This is a genomic window from Tabrizicola sp., from assembly GCF_016793705.1.
Taxonomy (GTDB): Bacteria; Pseudomonadota; Alphaproteobacteria; order Rhodobacterales; family Rhodobacteraceae; genus Tabrizicola.
The window spans coordinates 66556-82296 of record NZ_JAEULO010000035.1; the positions used below are offsets into that span (position 1 = coordinate 66556).

Here is a 15741-nt window from a genome sequence, read left to right on the forward strand (position 1 = left end):
GGTCACTCGGCAGCCGGCTCGGTGGCGCGGGCGGCCTTCTTGGCGGCGCGCTCGGCCATCGCCTTGCCGGGGGTGCCGGTTTTCGGGTTGTTGCGGGCGGCCTTCGGGCGGGCACCGGCGGCTTCGAGGAATCGCGCAACGCGGTCGGTCGGCTGGGCGCCCTGGCTCAGCCAGTGCTGCACGCGTTCCATGTTCATCACGACGCGCTTTTCGTCGTCCTTGGCGAGCAGCGGATTATAGGTGCCGAGCTTTTCCAGGAAGCGGCCGTCGCGGGGCATCCGCGAGTCGGTCGCAACGATGGAATAGAACGGGCGCTTCTTGGAACCACCGCGCGCAAGACGGATCTTCATAGCCATGATGTTACTCCTTTGGATGGCTGGGTGCCGGGATGATCCCGGTCATTTCTGGAAGGTTTCGTGGTGCCTGATGACTTCGGAAATGATGAAGTTCAGGAATTTCCTGGCAAATTCCGGATCGAGGTCGGCCTCTTCGGCCAGGCGCTGCAACCGTTCGATCTGCCGTGCTTCGCGCGCCGGGTCCGACGGCGGAAGGGCGTGTTCGGCCTTGAGTTTCCCCACGGCCTGGGTGTGCTTGAACCGTTCGGCAAGCGTGAAGACAAGGATCGCGTCCAGCCGGTCGATCGACTCGCGGTGGTCCTTCAGCAGGGTGGCGGCATGGGTGGCGGTGTCCATCAGTCCCCTCTTTTCGACGTCTGGAAAGCGTATGGCTTCGGTATGGAAACCGTATGGGCGTCGGTCTGGCCTGGGTTCCGCACCTCCGGGGCCGGGTGCCGCCAGACGGTGATGGCATGGTCGTGGAAGACGGCTTCGCGTTCGGGCACCGCGCCCAGACGTTCTGCCAATGCCTGCGACCGGCGGTTTGCCGGGTCGATGTAGCTGATCGGCGGGTGGTTGCTGATCCGGGCGTGGTAGTCGGCGCGGGCAGCCAGCGCGGCTTCCAGCGCATAGCCCTTGCCCTCGAACCCGTCGAACAGGTGCCAGCCGAGTTCGGGCTCGTCCCAGCCGTCGTGGAAGATCACCCCGACGCGGCCGATGAAATCGCCGTCGCGGGTGTCGACCGAGAAGAAACCATAGCCGCGCAACGCCCAGTGGCCGATGTTGGCGAGGATGCCGCGCCAGATCCAGCGGCGTTCCAGCGTGCCGCCGACGAATGCAGCACGGGGGCTGTCGTTGAAGGCGAGCATGGCGGGGAAATCCGCCTCGCGCGGTTCGCGCAGGGTGAGGCGGTCGGTTTGCAGGGTGGGGATTGCGAGGGGGAGGGCGTAGGTCATGCGGCCCCCGAGAGGTCGCGACGCATTCGGGTAGAGTCGCCCCAGGTTGACAGCCAGATGACCACTTCAACGCTACCCCGGATTACGGTCTCGAAAGCGCGGGTCAGCCACGTGGTGCGGGTCTTCTCTTGCCGTGCGAGGGACAAATGGCCTTCTTCCTCAGCGCGGATGCTTTCGATCAGCCGGTGCAGCCCGGCATCCCGGCTATGCAGGAAGGCGAGCTGGTCGGTCATGTGGTGGTGGACCGTATCCTCGACCGCCTCGGTGCAGGCCCAGATCATGTTAGGGCCAAAAAGAGTGGAGGCGGCGCCTAGAACCCAACCCCCCGCGCTCCACAGATACATGGCGCGGCAAGGGCGCCCGCCGCGTTCGGCAAGCGACTGTGCGAAAAGGCGGCAATGGGTGACCTCATGCGCCTTCAACTCGGCCAGCCGGTCGGCAAGCCGTGGCCAGAACCAGCGACTGATCGCGATTTGCGCACCATATATCCGTATCGCGCCGTATTCCCCGGCATGATTGACCTTGGCGATGCGGATCGCTGAGAGGCGCTCGGCCTGAGTCATTTCTTCCGCATCAGCCCCGAGAGGCCCGCTGGCAAAGTGATCCCGCGCGGCAGGCCGCCGAGGCCGGGGTGCAGGCCGCCGCCCATGCCGCCAAGCCCGCCGCCCTGTTGCATGCCCTTGGCCATCTCTGCCAGCTGTTCGGGCGACATCTTCGACGGGTCGGGCATCCCGCCCTTGCCGAGGAACTGCTTGACGAGATTTTTCATCATCCCGCCCTTGCCCATCTTCTTCATCATGTCCGCCATCTGCTTGTGCTGCTTCAGGAGGCGGTTGAGATCGGCAACGTCGAGGCCTGACCCGGCGGCGATGCGTTTCTTGCGGCTGGCGGCGAGAAGGTCGGGGTTCGCGCGTTCCTTCTTGGTCATCGAGTTGATGAGCGCGATCTGGTGATGCAGCATCTTGTCGTTGATGCCCGCGGCCTCGGCCTGACCGGCCATCTTGCCCATGCCGGGCATCATGCCCATCAGGCCCTGCATCCCGCCCATCTTCAGCATCTGGTCGAGCTGCATCTTCAGGTCGTTCATGTTGAACAGGCCCTTGGCGAAGCGCTTGGCCATGCGTTCGGCCTGCTCGGCCTCGAACGTCTCTTGCGCCTTTTCGACCAGCGCCACGATGTCGCCCATGCCGAGGATGCGGCCCGCCACACGCTCGGCCTCGAAGGGCTCGATCGCGTCCATCTTCTCGCCCAGACCGACAAAGCGGATCGGCTTGCCGGTGATCGCGCGCATGGAAAGCGCCGCGCCGCCACGACCGTCGCCGTCCATCCGGGTCAGGACGACGCCCGAGATGCCGACCTTGCCGTCGAACTCGGTGGCGACGTTCACCGCGTCCTGGCCGGTGAGGCCGTCGACGACCAGCAGGGTTTCGCGCGGCTGGGCGATGTCGCGGACGGACTGGACCTCGTCCATCAGGACTTCGTCGATGTGGAGACGCCCGGCGGTGTCGAGGAAGACGACGTCATAGCCGCCGAGGTTGGCCTGTGTCTTCGCCCGCTTGGCGATCTGGACGGCAGTTTCGCCCTTGACGATGGGCAGCGAGTCCACGCCGATCTGGGTGCCGAGGATCGCCAGCTGTTCCATCGCCGCGGGGCGGTTGGTGTCGAGCGAGGCGAGAAGGACCTTCTTGCCGTTCTTTTCCTTCAGGCGTTTCGCCAGCTTGGCCGTGGTGGTGGTCTTGCCCGAGCCTTGCAGGCCGACCATCAGGATCGTGGCGGGCGGGTTGTCGATCTTCAGCGCTTCCGGAGCATCGTCTCCGGCCAGCACCCGGATCAGCTCGTCATGGACGATCTTCACGACCATCTGGCCGGGGGTGATCGACTTGGTCACGGCGGCGCCGGTGGCCTTTTCGGTGACGCGCCTGATGAAGTCGCGGGCGACGGGCAGCGAAACGTCGGCTTCCAGCAGGGCGACGCGAACCTCGCGCAGTGCGGTGACAACGTCAGCCTCGGTCAGGGCACCGGCCTTGGTCAGGCGGTCGAAGACGCCGCCAAGGCGTTCGGAGAGGCTTTCGAACATCGCGTCACCCTTTCAGTCGTGTTCGCCCCGATATGGGGCGGCGAAACCCTGCTGCAAAGCGGAAGGGCACCCGTGGGCGCAGACGCGCTGACGGATGGCGATCCCGGGAAATGCCCAAGGGACCGGAAGCGCATGCCTCCGGGGAATTCACGGGCGGATACGCCTGCGGGTCGCCCGAGTCAAGCGGGAAGGCGGTCAGCCGACCGGAGGCAGGTCGGCCATGCCCCTGATCGCCAGGCTTTCGCCCAGAAGCCCGTCCAGCCGCTCTCGCGTGAGGAAGGGATAATGCTGCGCGAGCATCGCCTCGACCGCCGTGGTGTAGCGACCGGCACGGCGGCTGAATCTTTCCCGCTGAAGCCCGCTTACGATCCGGTCCTGCTTTGCCGCGGTATCATTCGCGAAATGCTGCGTGCGGATGAAAGCGGGGAAGCTGGGGTCCGAGATGACAGGCCAGCGGGTCCAGACATTGCTGTGCATCATCTGGAAGGGGTTCTTGGTGAACCTTGCGCTGTTCACCGTCGCCAGCCCGATCGCGGTCAGAAACCGCTGGTGCGGCATGGAGGCGCCGGAGGGCTCGTCCCGGCCGGAGGGAAACAGCATGATCCCGGAGGGAAAGCAGATATGCGTGCTGGGCGGCAGGGTCTGCGAGATCTGCCGGAGCCGGGCGATATAGGACATGGCAAGGGCGTCATCATCGTCCAGCCGGAAATGGACTGCGGTTCCGCTCATCCTGGGCGCCAGCGACTCCGCGATGAACTTGCGGAAGGCGAGATCGCCGCGGCGCGAGGCCGAGAACTCCACGACGGCGCCGGGAAGCCGGGCTGCCAGCGCGACCAGCCGGTCCTTGAACCTGTCGGGCATCACGTCCGAGGACATGAGGACGGTGGTGAAGTCGCGGTCGGTCTGGGCGATCAGGCTGGGCAGCGTCAGGTTCTCGAACAGGAAGAACCGCCGCGCCATCCGCGTCTCGTCGTAAAGCTCGGCCAGCGCGCTGTCGTCAGGGTCCGGCTTCAGACGGGTGTCGGTGAAACCGTAGAAGGAAAACCGGATATGCCCGTAGATGGGCCGATGATCGAACACGCGCGCCTCGTTCTTGTCTCGAGGTGCCAGAAAGGACCGGGCGTCGCGGCGCTGTCAAGGAACCCGGTCGCGGAAATCCGTAAGAGCGCCCCTTGTGTTGCGCCGGAATGCAAGGTTTCCTGTGCATCCCCGCACAGTGGAAAGGGCCGGGCATGGAGAACTGGGACGAAATCCGCACGGCCTTCCAGGTGGCCCGGCTGGGCACGGTGTCAGGCGCGGCCGAGGTGCTGGGGGTGCATCATGCCACGGTGATCCGCCATATCGACGCGCTGGAGAAGCGGCTGGGGGTGAAGCTCTTCCAGCGCCATGCGCGGGGCTACACGCCGACGGAATCGGGCCGCGACCTTCTGGCGGTGGCGCAGACCACCGAGGAGCAGTTCGCCCATCTGGTCAGCCGGATCAAGGGCCAGGGCGAGACGGTCTCGGGCGAGCTGGTCGTGACCTCGATCGCGGGGATCGCCGATCTCTTGACCCCGGTGATGGTGGGGTTCCAGGAGAAGTTCCCGGAGGTGCGGGTGCGGTTCCTGACCGACATGCGGGTGTTCCGGCTGGACTACGGCGAGGCGCATGTGGCGCTGCGGGCGGGCAACGGGCCGGAGGAGCCGGACAATGTGGTGCAGCCCCTGGTGCGGATGAAGGTGGGGCTTTACGCCGCGCAGTCCTATGTCGACCGCTTCGGCAAGCCTGCGTCCGAGGCGGAGTTCGCGGGACATCGTTTCGTCTGCACCGATGCCGAGGTGACGCGCGCGCCCTTCCACCGCTGGCTGCGGGCGACCGTGCATCCCGAGCAGGTCGCCTATGCCGCGACCGAACCCGCCGCGCTGGAACAGGCGGTGCGGCAGGGGGCGGGGATCGGTTTCATGATGCGCTTCCGCGCCTCGGAGGATGCGGGTCTGGCCGAGGTGCTGCCGCCGCGGCCCGAGTGGGAATCGGCGCTGCGGATCGTCACCCATGTCGACCTGCACCGGACCCGGAAGGTGCAGGCCTTCCTGACCCATCTGAAGGACGCCGCGAAGGAGTGGAAGTTCTGCACCTGATGCTGGCGGGCCTGAGCCAATCCGCGCGCGGGCACCTAGCGATGCTGGCGTTTTCGGCGCTGGTGGCGGGGTCGTTCTCGCTGGGGGTGCTGGCCGCGCCGCATATCGACCCCGGCGCGCTGTCGGTGGCACGCTTCGTGCTGGCGGGGGTGCTGGTCGGTGCGGCGGCGGTGGCGACGACAGGTATCCCGCGCAGCGCCTGGGTGGCGCCCTGGCGCTATCTGGTGCTGGGCGGCCTCTTGGGCGCCTATTTCGTGCTGATGTTCGAGGGGTTGAAGACGGCGCCCCCGGTCTCGGCGGCGGCGGTGTTCACCCTGACGCCGCTGATGGCGGCAGGGTTCGGCTGGCTGTTCCTGCGCCAGCGGCTGACCGGGCGGATGGCCGTGGCGCTGGGGATCGGCGGGGTGGGGGCGCTGTGGGTGATCTTCCGCGCTGACCTTGCCGCGCTGAAGGCGATGGCGATCGGGCGGGGCGAGGTGATCTATTTCGTCGGCTGCGTGGCCCATGCCGCCTATGCGCCCTTGGTGCGCAAGCTGAACCGGGGCGAGCCGGCGGTGGTCTTCACCTTCGGGATGATGCTGGCCGGGACGGTCCTGCTGGCGCTTTATGCCGGACCTGCGGTGCTGGCGACCGACTGGGCGACGCTGCCCTGGGTGGTCTGGGTGACGCTGGTCTATGTGGCGGTGGCGGCGAGCGCGCTGACCTTCGTCCTGCTGCAATACGCCAGCCTGCGGCTGCCCGCGGCGAAGGTCATGGCCTATACCTATCTGGTCCCGAGTTGGGTGATCCTGTGGGAGATCATCCTGCATGGGTCCGTGCCGCCGGGGCTGGTGCTGGTGGGCGTGGCGCTGACGGTGCTGGCGCTGGGGTTGCTGCTGGAGGAATGAGCGAAGCCTAAAAATTTTCTAGAAAATTTTTAGGCTGCGGGGCGAAACGCGACAAGGCCGTCGGTCAGGTAGCGGTCGGCCAGTTGCAGCGTGCCTTGCGTGTACGCCGGTCCGCCGAAGCCCTGCGCGGTGTCGCTGTCGGCGCGGGTGGCGAGCCATGCGGTGAGCAGCACCCGGCGCAGGAAGATCAGTGACGGGATCATCGCGCGATCCTCGGGGCGCAAGGGGGAGATGCCGGTGTAGCCCTCGCACCAGCGGGCGATCAGATCGGGCAGCCGCGGGTCGGTCTCGTAGAAGGACAAGGCGGCGGCGAGGTCGTAGGCCCACCAACTGAGCCCGCAATCGTCGAAGTCGAGGACGGTGAGCGCGTCGCCGTCGACCATCAGGTTGGCAAGCCGCAGGTCGGCGTGGATCAGGCCGAAGACTTCCGGCCCGGTGCCGTAGGCGGCAAGCCTTGCGGCAAGGGCCTCTGTCGCGCGGGCGAGAAGCGTGGCACCCGGCTGGTCGAGGCCCTGCGCCTGGTGCCAGTGGCCCCAGTGCGGATCGGGGCCGAGGATCGTCTCCACATCCCAGCGCTTGCGGGTGAAGCCCGGCGGCGGGGTCCATTGCCGGGTGTGCAGATGCAGGCGGGCGGTGATCTCTCCCAGCGGCGCGAACCAGCGGGCGAGGTCGTCGCCAGGTTGCAGTTCCTGGCCGGGGATCGGGGCGAAGGCGACGAGGAAGCGTTCATCCACCTCGGTGACGAGGCCCTGCGCACCGGGAACGGGGCGGACAGTGTTCAGGCCGGGCAGGTCTTGCAAGGTGCCAAGCCAGGCGAGTTCGGAGGCGATTTCGGGTCTGGTATGATAGCCTTGGCGATGCAGGCGGAGAACCAGCGGCCCGGCCCTCCAGGTCTCGTTTTCCGAACGGTTGAGCAGGGTGAGGGGCGTATCCGGTGGCAGCCCGTAGATCGGCAGCGCGCGGGCGATCAGGTCAGACATCGGTGCCGCGGCGCAGGAGATAGATGTCCATGATCCAGCCGTGTTCGGCGCGAAGGCGGGCACGGGTCGCGAGGATCTCTTGCGCGACGGCGGCAAGGGGGCCGTGGATCAGGGTCTCCTCGGGCATGCCGACATAGGCGCCCCACCAGATATGCGTGTCTGCGGGGTCGAGAGCGGTGAAGGCGCCGCCCTTGTCCAGCATGACGGCCAGCGTCGTGGCTCCTTCCGGCCAGCCGTGATCGCGAACCTGTCGCCCGGTGGTGATGGTGACGGGGGCGGCGAGGGTGTTCAGAGGAATCGCATGGGCTGCGGTCAGCACCTGAAGCGAGGTGATGCCGGGGATCACCTTGACCGTCAGACCGGGCAACCGGGCGGCGATGCGCAGCGTGCTGTCGTAGAGCGAGGGGTCGCCCCAGACCAGCAGCGCGACATTGGCCGCACCGGGTCTGTGGGCGGCGATGGTCTCGGCCCAGACTTGTGCAATGGCGTCGTGCCAGTCGTTCACCGCGCCGAGGTAATCATCCCGGTCGGCGCGCTGCGGCACGTCGTAGTCCGCCACCAAGACCGGGGCGGTCAGCACCTGCGCAAGAATCAGGCGGCGCAGGTCGGCGAGGTCGGACTTCGCTTCGCCCTTGCGCGGGATCAGGATCAGGTCGGCCGCGTTCAGCGCGCGGATGGCCTGGCCGGTCACATGGTCCGGATTGCCGGTGCCGATGCCGATGAGGGAAAGGGTGGTCATGGCAGCGCCATAGAAAGAGGCGCCGCCCTTTGCAAGGCCGCGCCGCGGGAACGGGTCAGATCGCCGTGTAGAGGCGCGGTGTCACGAAGGCTGATCCGTGAGCCCTGATCGCCTTGGCGGCCGCCAGCACCGCAAGGTCAGCCAGCGGTTCAATCAGGACAACAGCCATGTAGGCGATGCCGAAAGTGCCGATCGCAGCAAGGTTCGAGGCCGCGAAGCCCTGACCGTAGATCGCCCAGAAGGCGACCCAGGCCACCACGCCGCCCTGATAGACCAGCGACAGCGCCAGCACCTGACGGTATTGCAGATCGACATAGGCCGTGCCCTGCGCGATGACGCGCTTGGCCACTTCATGCAGGGCGAAGAGCGGGACCAGAAGCGTGGTCAGGTTCATCCCGTATTGCGGCAAGTCGAAGGGCGCGAAGAAAAGCCCCTGGATCAGCAGACCCAGCGCCAGCCCGATGGCGGCCGGACCGGCACCAAGGATCAGGAACAGGGTCGAGCCGAGGATGAAGTGGACCTCCGACACTCCGACAGGGAAATGCGGCATCACCTCGAAGAAGATGAAGACGCCGAGGGTGGCGATGACCGCGCGGGCGGCGAGCGAGGCGATGCCCTGCTCCCGCGCGGTGGTGGCGATGTGGAAAAGCGCGACCCCGCCCGCCGCAGCGGCGGTGGCATAGCTGAGCGCGATCTTTGCCTCGCTGACGAGGCCCGGTTCGATATGCATTTGGTGCTCCTGTCCGTCCTGTGCGACGGCGGTTGAAGTGGACTCGGGGAAGCGCGGGCGGCAGGCAGGTTTCCCGCAAACCGCAGCCACGCTCCGCAACCCCGACGGGGTTGCGGTACTATGTGCAGGGTCAGGCCAGAGTGCCGGTGTCTCGCGCCCAGACCAAGCCCGCGACCCAGCCCATCAGAGCCCAGACCGCAAGGCCGACGCCCAGGACCCGGGCCGAGAAGGCCCCGGCGACCTCGGGCGGGGCGACGCCGCTGAAGCCGTCCAGTTCAGGCGCGCCGATGACATGCGGCAGGGCCAGCAGGACGATGGCGAGCCCGGCAGTCACGAGGCTGCGGCCATAGCCGAGGAGTCCAAGGGCTGCGACCGTCGCGGCGACCGTGCCCCACCACCAGAGCTGACGCGCGCCCAGATCGGCGGCAAGCGTACCGGGCAGTTCGGGCGCAAGGCCCATGGCGGGAACCATCTGGAAGGCGGCAAAGCCCGCGATGCCCCAGAGCAGACCCTCGCGCGCGGTGACGACCTTGCCGTAGACCCGGGCAAGGCCGAAGCCCGCGACCAGGATCAGGGCATAGGCGACATAGACGAGGCCGAAGAACACCGTCGTCCACAGGTTGCGGGTGAAGGTCGAGACCTCTTCGCCGTCCCCGTGGTCATGGGCTGCTTCGGCCCCGTCATGGCTGTGACCCGCTTCGGCGGCGGCATCGTCGTGGCTGTGCGCCTCCTCTGCCACGGCATCGGTCGCGGGGGCGACACCGGCATAATGCACGGCTGCCCCGGTTTCATATTCCTCGCCCAGAAGGATGTACTTCTGCACGAAAGCGAAATGCAGCACGACCGCAAGCAGCCATGCCGCACAACCAGCGACAAGCGCGCTGGTCAGCATCCGTTGGATCATGGGATCAAGGCGTCAGTGGCAGGGGAAGCCGGTCGCGTGACGCACGTCATGGGCGGCGTCATGCAGGGTGGCCGATTGCGCGTGACCGGCGGCGAACAGGATCACCATGCCCAGCATCAGCATGCCCAGAACGGACAGCAGGGCGGTGGTCTTTTCCGAGGCGCGGGTCGAGGTGGTGGTCGTCATGTTCATCATATGCTCCTTGCCGTCACACCCGACGGCAGTTCGGGTTTCCTTCGCCTGGCCGGTCTCCTGACTCGCGGGTCGAAGCTGCTTTCCGCCTTCCCAGCCCGAAAGGGGCCAGTGGCCGATGGAAAGCCGCTCTCCGCATACAGTCGCGGGGGCGGTCGGGGTTCAAGGCGCTGTGATCAGTACGCTTGGTCCCATTCCCGTTTCAGTCCGAACGCTTTGCGTCTTGCCGGACACCATGCCCGTTCAGTTGCCACCATGACTGGCGCCGGGTCAAGGCGATTTGCGTCCCTCTCGGGCGGTTTGCGACCGATCAGCCGGGAATCCGCGCGATGGCCTTCATCCGCAGCCCGCCCAGTACCCGCGCATCGGGCAGGTTGCCATCGGGCGAGGCCGCGTAATGGCGGGCGAAGGTCAGGAGGTCGGGCAGGTCGTCGGCGGTAAGGTCGCCGAAGAGATAGGCGGTCTTGCCCGGCGCGCGGAAGGCACAGGTCGAGGGGCGGGTGCAGCCGGACATGCAGTCCACAGTGGCGACGCGGGCGGTCAGGCCCTCGGCGGTCAGTGCGGCTTGCAAGGGGGTGGCAAAGCCGGTGCGTCCAAGCGCGCAACCGGCGCAGAGGGTGACGATCACAGCGACCCCTCGGCCAGCGCGCCCAGGATGATCAGGCCGGGGCGGGGCGAGCGGTCTTCAGCCAGCGACGCGGCCAGCCCGGCGATGGTGGTGCGGTGCAGGTATTGCTCGGGGGTAGAGACGGCCTCGGCCAAGAGCGCGGGGGTGTCGGGCGACAGGCCTGCCGCGATCAGGAGGGTTGCGAGCGCTGGAAAGGTGCGCTTGCCCATGTAGATGACGGTCGTCGCCTGCGGGTCGGCAAGGGCCGGGATGTTCAGGCCGGGGGGCAGGTTGCCGGTCACGTCGGCGGCGGTGATGAACTGGATCCGTTGGGCATGCTGGCGGCGGGTCAGCGGGATGCCCGCGGCGGCGGCGGCGGCGGCGGCCGAGGTCACGCCGGGGATGATCTCGCAACTGATTCCGGCGGCGCGGACGGCGGTCAGCTCTTCCTCCAGCCGACCGAAGATGCCGCTGTCGCCGGATTTCAGCCGCACCACGTTGGAGCCTGTAAGGGCGTAGTCCACCAAGAGCCGGCTGACATGATCCTGCTTGGGCGAGGCACGACCGGCCCGCTTGCCCACGCCCACCATGTCGGCCCCCGGCCTTGCCAGCGCCAGGATGGGGCCAGAGGAGAGGTCGTCGTAAAGCACGGCATCGGCGGCGGCCAAGGCCTTCACCGCCTTGACGGTCAAGAGGTCCGGGTCGCCGGGACCGGCGGAGACGAAGGTGACATGGCCCTTGGTGCTGCCGGTCATGATGCGCCCGCGATCAGGTGGAAGAAGGTGCCGGTCGATAGCCCGCCCCCCGGCTGGAGTCGAGTGCTGCCGGTCTCCGGGACCGGGTCGCCATTGGCGTCGATCACCTCGGCAAGCGGCGCATCGGGTTGGCTGAGGATGGTGGAATAGTGGAACTCGTGCCCCCGGAGACTGCTGCCACTGGTGTGGCCCGGAATCGGCTGCGCCAGGCGCGCCAGCCGGTAGCCGAGATGCATCTTCCGCTTCTCGTAGCTTGTCACCAGACTCAGAAGCCCCACCATCGGATGCCGGATACCGTCCTTGTCGATGATCGCCTCGCCCATCGCCATGTAGCCCCCGCATTCGCCGTGGACGGGCTTGGTTTCGGCAAAGGCCCTGAGCCCGGTGCGGAAGTTGTTGGCATCGGCAAGGGTTGCCCCATGCAGTTCCGGATAGCCGCCGGGCAACCAGCAGACGTCGGCGGAGGGGTCGGGGGTTTCGTTGGCGAGGGGCGAGAAGGGCAGAACTTCCGCCCCCGCATCGCGCCAGCCTTGCAGGAGATGCGGATAGACGAAGGAAAACGCGGCATCGCGGGCAAGGGCGATGCGCTGGCCGGGGGGCGCGATCCTCGGCGGCGCTGCGGGGGCGGCCGTGCTGGCGGCGGCGGCGATCAGGGCGTCGAGATCGACATTCTCGCGCACAAGCTGGCCGGCGTCGGAGATCAGCGCCTGCAGGGCGGGCTGTTCCTCGGCCTGCACCAGCCCCAGATGACGCTCTGGCATGGCGATCGCCCCGCGCTTGGGCAGGACGCCGAGCACCGGCAACCCCGCCTCGGCCATGCCCGCGCGGACCAGCGCCTCGTGCCGGGGCGAGGCGACGCGGTTCACGATCACCCCCGCCACGCGCACATCCGTCCGGAACCGCGCCAATCCCAGCGCCACCGCCGCCGCCGTCTGCGCCTGCCCGCTCGCGTCAATCACCAGCACCACCGGCCAACCCATCAGCGCCGCGAGGTCCGCCCCCGCGCCGGTGCCCGTGGCCCCCTTGCGCGCCACCCCGTCGAAAAGGCCCATCGAGCCTTCCGCCAGCACCAGATCCGCCCCCTGCCCTGCCGAGGCCAGCCCCGCCAGCATCGAAGGCCCCATCGCCCAGGTGTCGAGGTTGACCGAAGGGCGCCCCGAGGCGACACGGTGGAAGGCCGGGTCGATGTAGTCCGGCCCGTTCTTGAAGGGCTGCACCGTCAGCCCCCGGTCGCGCAGCGCGGCCAGGAGCCCCAGCATGACCGTGGTCTTGCCAGTGCCCGAGGCCGGGGCAGCGATGATCAGGCCGGGGGTCACCTGCCCGTTCCCGGAAAGCGCGGATGGGTGCCGACCGGGCGGTAGCGACGGTCGTAGTCGCCGGCGTAGAGGCGGCTTTCGTCGAACCCCTCCTGCGCCAGCGAGGGGCCGACGAGGATCAGCGCGGTGCGCTCCACTTCGGGCGGAACGCTGGCAGCAAGCGTGGCGAGGGTCGCGCGGATGATCCGCTGGTCGGGCCAGCTGGCGCGCCAGACAACGGCCACCGGGCAGTCGGGGCCGTAGTGGGGGATCAGCTCGGCAGTCAGCTTGTCGATCAGGTGGATCGAGAGGTGCAGCGCCAGCGTCGCCCCGGTGGCGGCGAAGGCGGGAAGATTTTCACGGGACGGCATCTGTGTAGCCCGGCCCTCGGTGCGGGTCAGGACGACCGACTGGGCGAGGCCGGGCAGCGTGAGTTCCACCCCCAGCGCCGCCGCCGCCGCCGCGAAGGAGGGCACGCCGGGCGTCACGTCATAGGGGATGCCGAGGTCGCGCAGGCGGCGCAGCTGCTCGCCCATCGCCGACCAGACCGAGAGGTCGCCGGAGTGAAGCCGCGCCACATCCTGCCCGGCGGCATGGGCCGCCTGGATTTCGGCGACGATCTCGTCAAGCGACAGCGGGGCGGTGTTCACGATCCGGCAGCCGGGGGGGCAGTGCGACAGAACGCCCTCGGGCACCAGCGATCCGGCGTACAGGCAGACCGGCGCGGCGGCGATCAGGTCGCGCCCGCGCAAGGTCAGCAGATCCGGCGCGCCCGGTCCGGCTCCGATGAAATGAACGGTCATCGCTTCTCCATGCAGAGGTGCACCCCTGCCCTTTCACATTGGCCCAAATATCCCCGCCGGAGGCTCTTCATCCAGAGCCCTCCGCAATCGCCGCTGTCGCCGTCCCATCCGCCGATACGGCCCGAGGCCCCCGCAGCCGCGCCCCCGGCCCTGCCGCTGCCAAAGCTGCCGCCTCGGCGACCGAACCCGTGCCGAAGAGCGCTTCGATGCGGTCGGAACGGGTGAGTGTCGGGATACCGCGCAAGGCGTCTGGCTCCAGCGCCACGACCGGCAGGACCAGCGCCTGCGCCAGGGATCGCAATCCCTCGACCCTGGCGGCGAGGGTAGCCAGATGGGTCACGCCCTCCGGCCCCCCGGCTTTCACCAGCGCGTCCAGAAGCGCGGCCAGTGTCGCGCCCGAGCGGAACCCAAAGCCCGCGACGATCATCGGGTGGTGCTCCATTGCAGGATCGGGAGCGCCGCTTTCCAGCCGCGTTTGCGACCGATGGGGGCGGTTTCCGAAAGCTCGACCTTCAGGAGATGGCCGCCGTGGCGGGCGGACCAGTCGAGGACGAGGGCCTCGGTTTCCAGCGTGACGGCGTTCATCACCAAGCGGGTGCCGGGGGGGATCAGGGTCCAGAGGTGGGTGAGGAGGGCGTCCGAAGCGCCACCGCCGATGAAGACGGCGTCGGGGGTGGGCAGGGTGGACAGTCCTTCGGGTGCGCGGGCCTCGTGCAGGCGGTGGCGGTGGCTGAGGCCGAAGCTTTCGACGTTTAAGCGGGCGCGGGCGGCGCGGGTGGGGTCGGCCTCCAGCGCCTCGACGCGGGCGCCCCCGGCCAGCAGCCATTCGATGCCGATGGAGCCGGAGCCAGCGCCGATGTCCCACAGCGTCTCGCCGGGGCGGGGGGCGAGGGCGGAGAGGGTGAGGGCGCGGACCGGGCGCTTGGTGAGCTGGCCGTCGTGCTGGAAGAGGTCATCGGGCAGGCCGGAGGCTTGGGGCAGGCCGGGGTCGTGCCCCTCGATGGCGAGGGCGACGGGGGCGGCGATGTCCTGTGGGGGTTCGCCGGTGATCGGGCGGATGCGTTCGTGCGGGCCGCCGAGGCGTTCGAGGACGGTCAGGCGGGCGTTGGGGTGGCCGTTGTCGCTCAGCCATTCAGTGATTTCACCGACCGCCGCCCCGTCGCGGACCGTGCAGATGGCGCGGATGCCCTTGCCCAGCACGGGGCGAAGGCGGGCGAAGGGGGCGGCGTGGAGGCCGAGGGTCAGCGTCTCCTCAAGCCGCCAGCCGAGGCGGTTTGCGGCGAGCTGGAAGGTGGAGGGGGCAGGGTGCGAGATCCATTCGCCGGGGGAGAGACGGGCCATGAGGCTGCCGCCCGCGCCGAACCAGAACGGGTCGCCGGAGGCGAGGACGACGGCGGGTGCGCCCCGGTGAGCGAGGACGGGGGTGGGGTCGAAGGGGATGGGCCAGGGCTGGCCTCTCTCTCCGGCGCCGACAAGGGACAGGTGACGCGGGCCGCCGAAGATGGCCGTTGCGGCGGCGAGTGCTTCGCGGCTTGCGGGCGACAGGGCCTCCGGTCCATCTTCGCCCAGACCGATGATCGTGAGCCAAGGATCAGCCATGACCCGCGTCCTGCTTCTGGGCGGAACCACCGAGGCCGCGGCCATGGCCCGTGCCCTGGCCGAGGCGGGGGTGGATGCGGTCTATTCCTATGCGGGCCGGACCGAGGCTCCGGTCGCGCAGCCGCTGCCGGTGCGGGTTGGGGGCTTCGGCGGGGTGGCGGGGCTGGCGGCCTACCTGAAGGCCGAAGGGATCAGCCATGTGATCGACGCCACCCACCCTTTCGCCGCGCAGATGAGCCGGAACGCGGTAGAGGCCTGTGCCGAAGTGGGCTTTCCCCTGATCGCGCTGGAGCGGGAGCCGTGGCAGGCGGGCGAGGGCGACCGCTGGACCCATGTGCCGGATCTCGCCGCCGCCGTCGCCGCCTTGGGAGAGGCTCCGCGCCGGGTGTTCCTTGCCATCGGGCGGCAGAACCTGAGCGCCTTCGCGGGGGCGCCACAGCATCACTATCTTCTCCGACTCGTGGACCCGCCCATCGAGCCGCTGCCCCTGCCCCACGCCGAGGCGGTGATCGCGCGCGGGCCGTTCGAGGTGGCCGGGGATCTGGCGTTGCTCAAGGATCGCCGGATCGAGGTGATCGTCGCCAAGAATGCGGGCGGCGCGGGGGCCGAGGCGAAGCTGGTCGCGGCGCGGGAATTGAAGCTGCCGGTGGTGCTGATCGACCGGCCCTTGGTGCCGGAGCGACGGGTGGCGCGGACGGTGGGCGAGGTCATGGGCTGGCTGGGGCGCTGACGGAGGGCTCGTCGGGCACTTCGTTGCCTCCTCGC

20 protein-coding genes and 1 riboswitch are annotated in these 15741 nt (G+C 68.5%); of the genes, 3 read left to right on the forward strand and 17 right to left on the reverse strand.

The window, feature by feature from the left end:
- Window positions 1-2: 2 nt before the first annotated feature.
- The 6 genes from rpsP to JNJ68_RS07680 form a co-directional block, all read right to left on the reverse strand.
- Window positions 3-356 carry a 30S ribosomal protein S16 gene (gene rpsP / locus JNJ68_RS07655; RefSeq protein ID WP_294980996.1) on the reverse strand — a complete coding sequence of 118 codons (354 nt, stop codon included), beginning with the start codon at window positions 354-356 and terminating at the stop codon, window positions 3-5.
- Window positions 357-398: 42 nt separating this feature from the next.
- A complete protein-coding gene (locus JNJ68_RS07660; RefSeq protein ID WP_294980998.1) occupies window positions 399-692 on the reverse strand; it encodes a chorismate mutase in 294 nt (97 codons plus the stop codon).
- Window positions 692-1291, reverse strand: a complete 600-nt coding sequence (locus JNJ68_RS07665; RefSeq protein WP_294981000.1) for a GNAT family N-acetyltransferase — start codon at window positions 1289-1291, stop codon at window positions 692-694. Before JNJ68_RS07665 ends, JNJ68_RS07660 begins: the two co-directional genes overlap by 1 nt.
- A complete protein-coding gene (locus JNJ68_RS07670) occupies window positions 1288-1854 on the reverse strand; it encodes a demethoxyubiquinone hydroxylase family protein (protein WP_294981001.1) in 567 nt (188 codons plus the stop codon). Before JNJ68_RS07670 ends, JNJ68_RS07665 begins: the two co-directional genes overlap by 4 nt.
- Window positions 1851-3368: a signal recognition particle protein gene (gene ffh, locus JNJ68_RS07675; RefSeq protein ID WP_294981004.1), complete on the reverse strand. Its 1518-nt coding sequence runs from the start codon at window positions 3366-3368 to the stop codon at window positions 1851-1853. The genes JNJ68_RS07670 and ffh overlap by 4 nt, the downstream gene beginning before the upstream one ends.
- Window positions 3369-3563: 195 nt before the next feature.
- The gene (locus JNJ68_RS07680) at window positions 3564-4448 is read right to left on the reverse strand and encodes a glycosyltransferase (RefSeq protein WP_294981007.1); all 885 of its coding nucleotides are present in this window, start codon (window positions 4446-4448) and stop codon (window positions 3564-3566) included.
- A 152-nt stretch (window positions 4449-4600) separates the two neighbouring features.
- Here JNJ68_RS07680 and JNJ68_RS07685 point away from each other — a divergent pair, with 152 nt between their 5' ends.
- A complete protein-coding gene (locus JNJ68_RS07685) occupies window positions 4601-5485 on the forward strand; it encodes a LysR family transcriptional regulator (RefSeq protein WP_294981010.1) in 885 nt (294 codons plus the stop codon).
- Entirely contained in the window at window positions 5485-6372 is an 888-nt protein-coding gene (locus JNJ68_RS07690) for a DMT family transporter (RefSeq protein ID WP_294981449.1), read from the forward strand. Before JNJ68_RS07685 ends, JNJ68_RS07690 begins: the two co-directional genes overlap by 1 nt.
- 29 nt (window positions 6373-6401) lie before the next feature.
- Here JNJ68_RS07690 and JNJ68_RS07695 read toward each other — a convergent pair whose 3' ends face one another.
- The 11 genes from JNJ68_RS07695 to cbiE all read right to left on the reverse strand — a co-directional run bounded on the left by JNJ68_RS07695 (window position 6402) and on the right by cbiE (window position 14976).
- Window positions 6402-7352 carry a phosphotransferase gene (locus tag JNJ68_RS07695; RefSeq protein ID WP_294981013.1) on the reverse strand — a complete coding sequence of 317 codons (951 nt, stop codon included), beginning with the start codon at window positions 7350-7352 and terminating at the stop codon, window positions 6402-6404.
- Window positions 7345-8091 (reverse strand): precorrin-6A synthase (deacetylating), encoded by a 747-nt coding sequence (cobF, locus tag JNJ68_RS07700; RefSeq protein ID WP_294981015.1) that lies wholly within the window; start codon window positions 8089-8091, stop codon window positions 7345-7347. Before cobF ends, JNJ68_RS07695 begins: the two co-directional genes overlap by 8 nt.
- 55 nt (window positions 8092-8146) lie before the next feature.
- Entirely contained in the window at window positions 8147-8821 is a 675-nt protein-coding gene (locus JNJ68_RS07705; RefSeq protein WP_294981017.1) for an energy-coupling factor ABC transporter permease, read from the reverse strand.
- A 130-nt stretch (window positions 8822-8951) separates the two neighbouring features.
- The gene (locus tag JNJ68_RS07710) at window positions 8952-9725 is read right to left on the reverse strand and encodes a CbtA family protein (RefSeq protein ID WP_294981019.1); all 774 of its coding nucleotides are present in this window, start codon (window positions 9723-9725) and stop codon (window positions 8952-8954) included.
- A 12-nt stretch (window positions 9726-9737) separates the two neighbouring features.
- The gene (locus JNJ68_RS07715) at window positions 9738-9911 is read right to left on the reverse strand and encodes a CbtB domain-containing protein (RefSeq protein ID WP_294981452.1); all 174 of its coding nucleotides are present in this window, start codon (window positions 9909-9911) and stop codon (window positions 9738-9740) included.
- Between the two features lie 38 nt (window positions 9912-9949).
- Window positions 9950-10170, reverse strand: a riboswitch (cobalamin riboswitch).
- Between the two features lie 57 nt (window positions 10171-10227).
- A complete protein-coding gene (locus JNJ68_RS07720) occupies window positions 10228-10545 on the reverse strand; it encodes a DUF1636 domain-containing protein (RefSeq protein WP_294981022.1) in 318 nt (105 codons plus the stop codon).
- Entirely contained in the window at window positions 10542-11279 is a 738-nt protein-coding gene (gene cobA / locus JNJ68_RS07725; RefSeq protein ID WP_294981024.1) for a uroporphyrinogen-III C-methyltransferase, read from the reverse strand. Before cobA ends, JNJ68_RS07720 begins: the two co-directional genes overlap by 4 nt.
- Window positions 11276-12595: a cobyrinate a,c-diamide synthase gene (locus JNJ68_RS07730; protein WP_294981026.1), complete on the reverse strand. Its 1320-nt coding sequence runs from the start codon at window positions 12593-12595 to the stop codon at window positions 11276-11278. The genes cobA and JNJ68_RS07730 overlap by 4 nt, the downstream gene beginning before the upstream one ends.
- The gene (cobM, locus tag JNJ68_RS07735; protein ID WP_294981029.1) at window positions 12592-13377 is read right to left on the reverse strand and encodes a precorrin-4 C(11)-methyltransferase; all 786 of its coding nucleotides are present in this window, start codon (window positions 13375-13377) and stop codon (window positions 12592-12594) included. Before cobM ends, JNJ68_RS07730 begins: the two co-directional genes overlap by 4 nt.
- A 67-nt stretch (window positions 13378-13444) precedes the next feature.
- Window positions 13445-13819, reverse strand: coding sequence for a cobalamin biosynthesis protein (locus tag JNJ68_RS07740; RefSeq protein ID WP_294981031.1), 375 nt, complete (start codon window positions 13817-13819; stop codon window positions 13445-13447).
- Entirely contained in the window at window positions 13801-14976 is a 1176-nt protein-coding gene (cbiE, locus tag JNJ68_RS07745) for a precorrin-6y C5,15-methyltransferase (decarboxylating) subunit CbiE (protein ID WP_294981033.1), read from the reverse strand. The genes JNJ68_RS07740 and cbiE overlap by 19 nt, the downstream gene beginning before the upstream one ends.
- Here cbiE and JNJ68_RS07750 point away from each other — a divergent pair.
- Complete coding sequence (locus JNJ68_RS07750) at window positions 14975-15706, forward strand: cobalt-precorrin-6A reductase (protein ID WP_294981036.1); 732 nt, start codon at window positions 14975-14977, stop codon at window positions 15704-15706. The genes cbiE and JNJ68_RS07750 overlap by 2 nt on opposite strands.
- The last annotated feature ends 35 nt before the right edge of the window (window positions 15707-15741 follow it).

Excerpts from the sequence above, each read along its gene's own strand:
- JNJ68_RS07660 (WP_294980998.1), bottom strand. The coding sequence starts at position 692 with ATGGACACCGCCACCCATGCCGCCACCCTGCTGAAGGACCACCGCGAG.
- JNJ68_RS07740 (WP_294981031.1), bottom strand. The coding sequence starts at position 13,819 with ATGGAGCACCACCCGATGATCGTCGCGGGCTTTGGGTTCCGCTCGGGC.
- JNJ68_RS07670 (WP_294981001.1), bottom strand. The coding sequence starts at position 1,854 with ATGACTCAGGCCGAGCGCCTCTCAGCGATCCGCATCGCCAAGGTCAAT.
- JNJ68_RS07715 (WP_294981452.1), bottom strand. The coding sequence starts at position 9,911 with ATGACGACCACCACCTCGACCCGCGCCTCGGAAAAGACCACCGCCCTG.
- rpsP (WP_294980996.1), bottom strand. The coding sequence starts at position 356 with ATGGCTATGAAGATCCGTCTTGCGCGCGGTGGTTCCAAGAAGCGCCCG.
- JNJ68_RS07665 (WP_294981000.1), bottom strand. The coding sequence starts at position 1,291 with ATGACCTACGCCCTCCCCCTCGCAATCCCCACCCTGCAAACCGACCGC.
- JNJ68_RS07690 (WP_294981449.1), top strand. The coding sequence starts at position 5,485 with ATGCTGGCGGGCCTGAGCCAATCCGCGCGCGGGCACCTAGCGATGCTG.
- JNJ68_RS07685 (WP_294981010.1), top strand. The coding sequence starts at position 4,601 with ATGGAGAACTGGGACGAAATCCGCACGGCCTTCCAGGTGGCCCGGCTG.
- ffh (WP_294981004.1), bottom strand. The coding sequence starts at position 3,368 with ATGTTCGAAAGCCTCTCCGAACGCCTTGGCGGCGTCTTCGACCGCCTG.
- JNJ68_RS07695 (WP_294981013.1), bottom strand. The coding sequence starts at position 7,352 with ATGTCTGACCTGATCGCCCGCGCGCTGCCGATCTACGGGCTGCCACCG.
- cobA (WP_294981024.1), bottom strand. The coding sequence starts at position 11,279 with ATGACCGGCAGCACCAAGGGCCATGTCACCTTCGTCTCCGCCGGTCCC.
- JNJ68_RS07710 (WP_294981019.1), bottom strand. The coding sequence starts at position 9,725 with ATGATCCAACGGATGCTGACCAGCGCGCTTGTCGCTGGTTGTGCGGCA.
- cbiE (WP_294981033.1), bottom strand. The coding sequence starts at position 14,976 with ATGGCTGATCCTTGGCTCACGATCATCGGTCTGGGCGAAGATGGACCG.
- cobF (WP_294981015.1), bottom strand. The coding sequence starts at position 8,091 with ATGACCACCCTTTCCCTCATCGGCATCGGCACCGGCAATCCGGACCAT.
- cobM (WP_294981029.1), bottom strand. The coding sequence starts at position 13,377 with ATGACCGTTCATTTCATCGGAGCCGGACCGGGCGCGCCGGATCTGCTG.
- JNJ68_RS07705 (WP_294981017.1), bottom strand. The coding sequence starts at position 8,821 with ATGCATATCGAACCGGGCCTCGTCAGCGAGGCAAAGATCGCGCTCAGC.
- JNJ68_RS07750 (WP_294981036.1), top strand. The coding sequence starts at position 14,975 with ATGACCCGCGTCCTGCTTCTGGGCGGAACCACCGAGGCCGCGGCCATG.